This window comes from Arcobacter sp. CECT 8985, from assembly GCF_004116495.1.
GTDB lineage: Bacteria > Campylobacterota > Campylobacteria > Campylobacterales > Arcobacteraceae > Malaciobacter.
The window spans coordinates 1-513 of the sequence record NZ_PDKC01000082.1 but is presented as its reverse complement, the minus strand read 5'-3'; the positions used below and the strand labels follow the sequence as shown (position 1 = coordinate 513).

Below are 513 nucleotides of genomic sequence, written 5' to 3'. Positions count from 1 at the left end.
AGAGCAGACTTCGGTTCTACTCAAAATCAATTAGAATCAGCTATTAGAAACCAAATGACTCAGCAAACTAATATTAAAGCTGCTGAATCTGTAATTAGAGATGTTGATTATGCACAAGAAAGTGCTAATTTTAATAAACAAAATATTATTGCACAAGCTGGTACTTATGCTATGAGTCAAGCTAATGCAATTCAACAAAATGTAACTAGATTATTACAATAAATTTGAATGATATATAAAAACTAGAATTTTGTTAAAAGTATTTTTGGGATTTTAAAACGCAATTATTGTAGGGGTCAATGGATTCCGAAGAGTTTATAACTCTATGCTTGGTAATACAAGAATGTTTTAGGCTCCCGTATCATGGGTAAATCTTTTTAATAATCAAAAGGATTTATTATGAGAATTAATACAAATGCTGCTTCATTGATCGCTCAAGAAGCTGCAACAAACACAACAAAAAATGTAAGTAGTTCATTAGAGAAACTAAGTACAGGTCTTAGAATTAATAAA

1 protein-coding gene and 1 pseudogene are annotated in these 513 nt (G+C 29.4%); both read left to right on the top strand.

Annotation, left to right across the window (positions count from 1 at the left end; translation table 11 throughout):
* Positions 1-222: flagellin (locus tag CRU93_RS14080; protein ID WP_258238951.1), on the top strand; the 222-nt coding region annotated here is incomplete at its 5' end.
* Between the two features lie 177 nt (positions 223-399).
* Positions 400-513 (top strand): annotated as a pseudogene (locus CRU93_RS14075) (flagellin); the annotation flags it as partial.